6 protein-coding genes are annotated in these 7,575 nt (G+C 70.9%); 1 reads left to right on the top strand and 5 read right to left on the bottom strand.

Going from position 1 to position 7,575, the window contains the following annotated elements; genetic code table 11:
• Window positions 1–237: 237 nt before the first annotated feature.
• The 4 genes from AC16DP_RS41715 to AC16DP_RS41700 all read right to left on the bottom strand — a co-directional run bounded on the left by AC16DP_RS41715 (window position 238) and on the right by AC16DP_RS41700 (window position 5,070).
• Window positions 238–2,466, bottom strand: coding sequence for a peptidase domain-containing ABC transporter (locus AC16DP_RS41715; protein WP_329725844.1), 2,229 nt, complete (start codon window positions 2,464–2,466; stop codon window positions 238–240).
• On the bottom strand, window positions 2,456–3,403 hold the full coding sequence (locus AC16DP_RS41710; RefSeq protein WP_329725845.1) for an efflux RND transporter periplasmic adaptor subunit: 948 nt from the start codon (window positions 3,401–3,403) through the stop codon (window positions 2,456–2,458). Before AC16DP_RS41710 ends, AC16DP_RS41715 begins: the two co-directional genes overlap by 11 nt.
• The gene (locus AC16DP_RS41705; RefSeq protein WP_329725846.1) at window positions 3,404–4,303 is read right to left on the bottom strand and encodes an efflux RND transporter periplasmic adaptor subunit; all 900 of its coding nucleotides are present in this window, start codon (window positions 4,301–4,303) and stop codon (window positions 3,404–3,406) included.
• 188 nt (window positions 4,304–4,491) lie between these two features.
• A complete protein-coding gene (locus AC16DP_RS41700) occupies window positions 4,492–5,070 on the bottom strand; it encodes a serine/threonine-protein kinase (RefSeq protein WP_329725847.1) in 579 nt (192 codons plus the stop codon).
• Window positions 5,071–5,452: 382 nt separating this feature from the next.
• Here AC16DP_RS41700 and AC16DP_RS41695 point away from each other — a divergent pair, with 382 nt between their 5' ends.
• Window positions 5,453–5,941, top strand: coding sequence for a response regulator (locus AC16DP_RS41695; protein WP_329725848.1), 489 nt, complete (start codon window positions 5,453–5,455; stop codon window positions 5,939–5,941).
• On the opposite strand, the gene AC16DP_RS41690 is transcribed toward AC16DP_RS41695, so the two are convergent.
• A complete protein-coding gene (locus AC16DP_RS41690) occupies window positions 5,938–7,488 on the bottom strand; it encodes a vWA domain-containing protein (protein WP_329725849.1) in 1,551 nt (516 codons plus the stop codon). The two genes, AC16DP_RS41695 and AC16DP_RS41690, sit on opposite strands and share 4 nt — an antisense overlap.
• Window positions 7,489–7,575: the final 87 nt, after the last annotated feature.

Raw genomic sequence — 7,575 nt, 5'->3', positions numbered from 1 at the left:
CGCAGGGTGCGAGATGGGCTTCCGCTCGCAGTGAGTCCATGAGCCGAAGAGCCGGATGCGGGAATTCCGCACGTCCGGATCCGTGGGGGGCCGGGGAGGTAACTCCCCGGTCTACCCGACCAAGTTCGCGCGGTGCGCGCCCGGGAGGCTCACCGCGGATGATGTCTGCTCCGGGAAATCCGAAGCAGGCACCTGGAAGGAGTTCGTGGAAGACATGGGTGACGCGGGACGTGGGACTCACTCCACCCGGCCGCCGCTGCGCATCTGGGCGCGCACCAGCTCCGCGTAGATGCCACCACGCAGCAGCAACTCCTGGTGCTTTCCCGCCTCCACCAGGTGGCCCTCGTCCATCACCAGGATGAGGTCCGCGTCCACCACCGTGCTCAGCCGGTGGGCGATGATGACGCGCGTGCACTGGAGCGATGCCAGCGATTGTTGCACCCTCGCCTCGGTGATGGCGTCCAGGGCGCTGGTGGCCTCGTCCAGCAGCAGCACCGCCGGCTTCTGCATCAGCGCCCGCGCCAGCGCCAGCCGCTGCCGCTGCCCTCCCGACAGCGACGCACCCCGGTCCACCAGTGGCGTGTCGTAACCCATGGGCATGTTCATCACGTCGCCATGCAGGTGCGCCAGCCGGGCCGCCTCGATGACGGGCTCCAGCGGGGCCGTGGGGTCCGTGATGGCGATGTTGCCCCGCAGCGTGGAGCTGAAGAACGTCGGCTCCTGCGGCACCACCCCCACCTGGCCGCGCACCGAGTGCAGATCCAACTCCGTCAGGTCCTCCCCGTCGAAGAGCACGCGCCCGGAGGTGGGCAGGTACAGGCCGAGCAGCAGGTTGGCCAGGGTCGTCTTCCCCGCGCCCGAGCGGCCGACGATCGCCACGGACTGGCCGGGCTCGATGCTCACCGACACGTCCTGCACCACCAGCGGCGACGTGGACGCGTAGCGGAACGACACCCGGTCCAGCTCGATGCCCCCTCGCAGCTTCACCTGCCGGCCCGGCTTGGAGGCGTCCCGCTCGGGCTGCGTGTCCAGTACGTCGTCGATGCGCTCGATGTAGCTGCGCAGCAACTGGAGCTGGCTGCCCGTGGTCACCAGGTTGCCCAGTGGCACCAGCAGGGCCACGGCCAGCGCGTTGAGCCCCATCATCGTTCCCAGCGACATGGTCCCCTTCAGCACCAGCAGGGCCCCGCAGGTGAGCAGCACCAGCGGAGCCACCAGCCGCAGCGTCCCCGTGAGCGCATCCACCCACGCCGTCAGCCGGCCCCGCTTCAGCGACACGTTGAGCACGTTGACGAAGCTCTCCGAGAAGCGCTGCACCGCCTGGTGCTCCACGCCGAACGCCTTCAACGTCTGGATGCCCGTGAGCATCTCGATCTGGTAGCTCTGGTTCTTCGCCTCCACCTCCAGGTTCTCCGACATGAGCGCGCGCTGGCGCCTCGTGGAGAGCAGGAGGATGAGGATCTGCAGGCTGCCCAGCCCCAGGACGATCAACGCCATGGCCGGGCTGATCAGGAACAGCAGCCCGAGGTAGATGATCACCAGCGCCCCATCGAGCAGCGCGGACAGCGTGCTGGAGGAGAGGATCTCCCGCACGGTGGCGTTGCTGTTGAGCCGCTGCATCAGGTCTCCCGCCGCGCGCACCTGGAAGAAGGCGTAGGACAGGCTCACCATGTGCTCCAGGAAGCCCAGCGTCATGTTCGAGTCCATGCGCGTGCGCAGCTCGAGCAGCAGGTGGCTCCGGATGAGCGAGGTGAGCAGCTGGAAGCCGGCCAGTGAGATGAAGCCCAGGCCCACCACCAGCAGCAGCTCCTTGTCTCCGCGAGGCACCACCCGGTCGATGATGAGCCCCGTCAGCGCCGGCACCGCCAGCGCGAAGAGTTGCAGGATGAGCGAGACGACGATGATGCGTTGCAGGACGTGCGACTGCTGGAGCACCTGCAGCGCGTACCTCGCGGCCGAGCGCGGCCGGGGCTTCTTGCCCGTCTCGAAGCTCTCGCCCGGCTCCAGCAGCAGGGCCACGCCGGTGAAGGACTGGCGGAAGCGCTCCAGCGACACCTTGCGCCGGCCATGCCCGGGGTCCAGCAGGTGCACGCCGTCCCGTCCCAGCTTCTCGAAGACGACGAAGTGCGAGAACTGCCAGTGGAGGATGGTGCCGGTGGGCAGGTAGTGCAGCGCCTCCTCGTCCACGGAGACGCCGCGCCCGCGCAGCCCGAAGGTGCGCGCCGTGCGCAGGATGTCCAGCGCCGACACCCCGTCCCGCGCCGTCCCCATCGCCTGGCGGACCTCCTCCAGGCGCAGGGGTTTGCCGTGGTAGCCGAGCACCATGGCGAGGCACGCGGCGCCGCACTCGATCTCCGTCAACTGGCGCACCAGCGGGATGCGGCGCTCGCGGCCCTTCACCCGCAGGTTGCGGAACGCGGGGAACCGCTCGGTGAGCCCCGGATGCCGGACGGCGTCAGTCCTCATGTCCCAGTGCTCCCTTCAGGCCCGGAATCAGCGTGACGAGGATCCGCTCCTTGCGCACCCGCGCGTCCGCCTGGGCCAGCATTCCGTCGAAGTAGTTGAACGTCTTTCCCTTGATCGTGAACGTGGGCGAGTCGATGCGCGCCTGCACCAGCACCATCGGGCCCGACAGGTTGATCGCATCCCCCGTGTCCGCGCCCAGGTAGCGCCGCACCTCGCTCGGGCCGATGATCTGATCTCCCACCGAGTCGATGGTGAACGTCTGGTACTCGTGGTTGAAGCCGTTGAGCTCCACGCGCAGCGGCTTGCCCGGCTCGAGCCTCGGCCGGTAGCCCCCGGGCAGCAGCGCCACCAGCGTCACGTGCACGTCATCCCCCACCACGGACACCACGTTCTCTCCCGGGTTGACGTACTGGCCCTCGCGCACGCGCAGGGTGCCCACCACGCCCGCGTGCGGGGCCCTCAGCGTCCGGGCCTGTTGCCGCGCCTCGGCCAGCTCGCGCTCGGCGCGCAGTGACGTGAGGGCCTGGCGCGCGGCCTCGTCCGCCGGATCCTGCAGCACGCGCACCAGCTGCAGCTCGAACTCCCGTTGAATGCGCTCCAGCGAGGCCGTCTCGTCCTGGGAGACGAAGTTCACCAGGGGTTGTCCGGCCTCCACCCGCTGCCCGGGCTTCACCTCCACCGAGGCGACGATTCCCGGCAGCTGGGGGGTGAGATCACTGCGGCCCTCGACCTTCACCATGGCCGGGCCCGAGGCGTACTCGGGGATGGTGCCGAGCACCGAGTAGAGCGCGGCGCAGACGACCAGGGCGAGCAGCAACCAGTACGTCCACCGGGTCCACCGGGGAGAGATGCGGAGGAGGTCCCCGTCCTCCTGGGAGCCCTCGTGGTGGCGCAGGGCCTCCTCGCGGAAGATGCGGGTGCGTTGTGTGGCTTCCATTCAGGGAATCGCTCCCGTGGGCGCGGAGCCGCCGGTGCCCCGCCCACCGAGCTGTTGCGAGGGCCCCGGACGGACGTGGACGACCATGCCCGTGGAGACCTCGGGCGGCGGTGGCTGGTTGAAGGTGGCGGTGGCGAAGACGAGCCGGGCCGCGGAGTCCACCTCGGGCGCCACGCTCTCCACCGTGCCCTCGAGCGCGAGGCCGGGCTGCACGGCCTTCACCTCCACGGGGCCACCCGGCTGGAGCCGCCGCGCCGCGTCCTCGGGCACGGCGAAGCGCACCTTCCAACCGCCGGTGCCGAGCAGCTTGAGCACGGGCTGTCCCGCCGCCAGCCGCGCACCGGGGCTGGTGAGCTTCGCGGCCACCACGCCATCGAAGGGCGCCACGAGCGTGGCGTCCTCGAGGTTCTGCCGCAGCTCGGTGGCCTCGGCGCTCCGCTGGAGCGTCTGCGCCCGGGCGGCCTGCAGGCGGGCATTGGCGGTGCTCTCCTCGTAGCGCACCTTGTCCAGCTCCTCCTGGGAATAGACGCCCAGCTCCAGGGAGCGCGGGGTGAAGTAGCGGGCCTTCTTCGCGCGAGCCTCGGAGAGGGCCAGGCGGGCGGCCTGCTCCTCGGCGCGCGAGCCCTGGAGGCTGGCCTCGGCCGCCGCGAGCTCCTGCCCCAGCGAGCGGGTGTCCAGCCGTGCGAGCACCTGGCCCGCGTGGACGTGCTGGCCGACCTCGACCTCGAGCTTCTCCAGCCGCGAGTCGAAGCGGGTGCTCACGTTCACGGTGTCATGGGGAATGATGACGCCGAGGAAGGGCTCCTCGGAGGCCGCGCGGGAAGCGGCGCCACCGTCCACCCCCTGGGCGGGCGGCGCGCCGTTCCCGTTCGGACCAGGGTTCGCGAGGGCAGGCGCCACGAAACCCACGCTTTGCAAGCAAGCCAGTCCCCACCCCACTGCCATCATCCGCACCCAACGACGCATCCCGTGTCTCTCCCGGTGGCGGGTCCCACCTGGGAGGAGGCGGCGCACCGTGGTTGTGACAGGGCCATCCGGCGCGACGCGGAGGAGCCGGGCCTGCCCGTCCGCTCAGCCGGGGAGGCGGTTCAGGACAGGTAGCGCTTGCCGCGGATGAGGGGCATCACCTGGAAGCCGATGTCCGGGTTCTCCCGCAGGAACGTATCGAGCCCTCCGAATCCGGCGAGCGGGTAGTGCTCGGGCGGGTGGGTATTGCCCGGCCAGTCGGCGAGGCTGAAGTCCACCAGCATGGGCGGCGAGTCCGCGTCACGCATCAGGATGTTCTTCGGCCCGATGGCGCCATGGTTGACGCCCGCGCGGCGCATGGCGTCCACCGCCTGGGCCAGCTGCATCATCATCCGTGTGATCTGCAGCGCCGTGACACCGCGGCGCCTCATGTCCGTCAGCTCCGCTCCTTCGACATGATCCATCAGCAGGTAGCGGAATCCGTGCACCGGGTCCGGCCAGCGTCCGTCCTCGTGCAGCCGGGGAACGCAGGCGTGCTGCACGCGCCGCAGCGCTCCCGCCTCGCGCTCCAGGAACCGCTCCATCTTCGGGCCTTCGCGTGAGCCGGGCGGCCGCAGGGCCATGCGCAGCAGGCGGCGTTCGCCGTCCCGCTCCACGCTCCAGGTGACGCTGAAGTCGTCCTGGCGCCAGAGGTGGTGCACTCGCCAGCCCGCGACTTCATCCGCGGGCCGAAGGGAGAGAGGTTCGAAGTCTGGGGAGCGCATGACCTGAGCAGTAGCAGGCGAAAGGTGACTTGTATAGTCTCCTTCCTCCGCTCCTCTCGGCTCCTGAGATGCTGCTCCCCACCCGTCTCGGCACCTGAGAAGAAGCCGCTTCCGGCTCGAGTCCTGTGGGTCTGTCGTGGAAATCCCAGACGCTGTGGCGGAACGCCACATGTGGCGTTCTTCCCTGCCACACGGGCTGGTCAGACCTGTCTGGGATGTTTAGTCATTCCGGGTGAAGCCGTGCTATGGCGCGGCGCACGGGGCGTCGGCACGGTTCGTGCTGTAGAGCGGCCGGTCGAGAGCAAGGGGAAGGGTCGTCATGCAATCCAGTGCGGTGGTGAATCAGCAGGGGGCGTCGAGGGCGGGCCGGGCCATGTTCCGGGGCGAGTCCCGGAGGCGTCCGGTGGTGTTTCACGGTCAGGTGTTGCTGATCGAGAACCTGAAGGAGCGCCGCCAGCTCATGTGCGACATGCTCGCCCACGAGCGCTTCGAGGTCGGTGTGGTCGAGGACGCGCGGGATGCCGTCCAGCTGCTCGCCGGGGAGCTGCTCTCCGGGCAGCGGCAGGCGCCGGAGCTCATCCTCTGCAATGCGCGGATGCTGGGCGATGCCGGGCTCGCGGCGCTCGAGCGGCTGTGCGCCAGCAACCCGGACGTGCCCGTCATCCTCTACAGCCCCTTCACCAACCCCCGGCTGCGCGAGCAGATCGCCCGCGTCCCCGGCGCCTGGTTCATGGACCACTCCGCGGACCTGGAGGAGCTGCGCTCCGCCGTCGTGTCGCTGGCCTCCTCGCGCCAGTCGCGCGTCTAGCGGCGCGGGGTGAGCGTGTAGGTCTCCGCCGAGCCGTCATCGCAGAGGGCAGGCAGGCGGAGGGCCCAGGTGGCCTCGCGCACGCACGAGGCCTGGGGCTCGGAGGCCGCGCCCGTCACCTCCACGTCGACGATCTCATCCCCCGTGGCCTCCACGCGCACCTGGAGCGAGGCGTGGCCTCCCGCGCCCAGGCAGGTGGAGAAGGCCGGTTGGAGGAGCCGTGCCACCGCCTCCTGGCGCTCCGGAGGGGCCGCCCGCGGTGACAGGGACCCCATGGGGCAGGCGATGGTGCCGCCGACCACGCCTCCGATGATGCCTCGCGTCACCCCGTCCGGCAGCGCGTGCGTCCGGGCCGTCGAGGGTCCCGCGCCCGAGGGCACCCCCAGCAACGAGCGGGTGGGGGAGACCCAGTCGCCCTCCCGCGCCAGCTGCTCGACCGCCTCCTCGGGAGGGCGGTCCTCCTCGTTGGCGTTCAAAGGATTCCGGTTCCACGACTCGACGTGCAGGGTGGACCAGGCGTTGCGGACGAGGTCGGCGGACAGCGTGTCATCGGGAGCCACCGGCTGGGAGGCGGCACAGCCCCAGCGCTCTCCCCGCATCACCAGTCCGCGCAGGGGCGTCTGGGGGCTGGGCAGCCAGCGTTGGAACCCTTCTCCCTCCTCGATCGCGGGCAACTCCGTCAGCCGGAGGCCGTGCTCGTCCTCGAGGTGGACCCGTTCCCAGCGCAGGGGCCGCACGAGCGGCTCCAGGCCGCGGGCGTAGGAGGGCAGCTGCGTGCCGCAGGCGTCCCGGACGAGGGGCCCGGAGAGCTTCTCGTGGGGGGCGGCAACGCCGGTGCGGAGGGGCAGCCGCCGCAGGTGCACGGCGGCATCCGGGGCCGCGGTGGAGGGAGCGGGGGGCACCGGCTCGAAGGCCTGGCGCAGCAGCCCGTCCGTGAGGGCGAGGACGCGCGCGGGCCCGCTGCCCTCCGCGAGCACCCGCTGGGCGAGCTTCAGCCCCTCGTCCAGGTGCGAGCCATTGCCGGGGGCGAGCCGCTCGGGGGGAAGGGTGGCCAGCGCCGTCTTCCACTCCGAGGCGGGGATGAGGCGTCCGAAGAGACGCTCGGCGGAGCGGCGGAACACCACCACCTCGGCCGCCGCATCGGGCAGCCACTGGAGGTACTCCCCGGCGAGCTCCACCTGGCGGGAGATGCCCGCGGGGCCCACGCTGTGGGAGGCATCCACCACGAAGACGACCCGGGCCCGCGCGGGCGCCTCGGAGAGCCGTTCCGCCCGGACCTGGAGGAAGCCCAGGGAGCCGTCGCCCCAGGGGACGAGGCCGGCGCGCGCGTCGAGCCCCCGGGACGTCCCCGCCGCCCAGGAGGCCTCCAACTCGGGCCGCCAGGAGCCGGCGCTCCGGGGCTCGAGGCGGACGTCCGCGCCGGGGGAGGCGGGCACCAGGGTGAGCGCGGGCCGGGGGACCTGCTCGCACTCGGGCAGGGGATAGGTGAAGGACTTGCGCCCGTGGGTGCGTGCACCGGACCATGTGGAACACCGATTCCGGGGCAAGTGGAACACTGATTCCGGAGCAAGTGGAACGCCCATTCCGGCCATGTGGAACACCGATTCCGGGCAAGTGGAACGCACCCTGGAAGT

It is taken from the genome of Archangium sp. (genome assembly GCF_057119385.1).
Note: the sequence above shows the minus strand (reverse complement) of the source record. Positions and strands in the feature narration are given on the sequence as shown.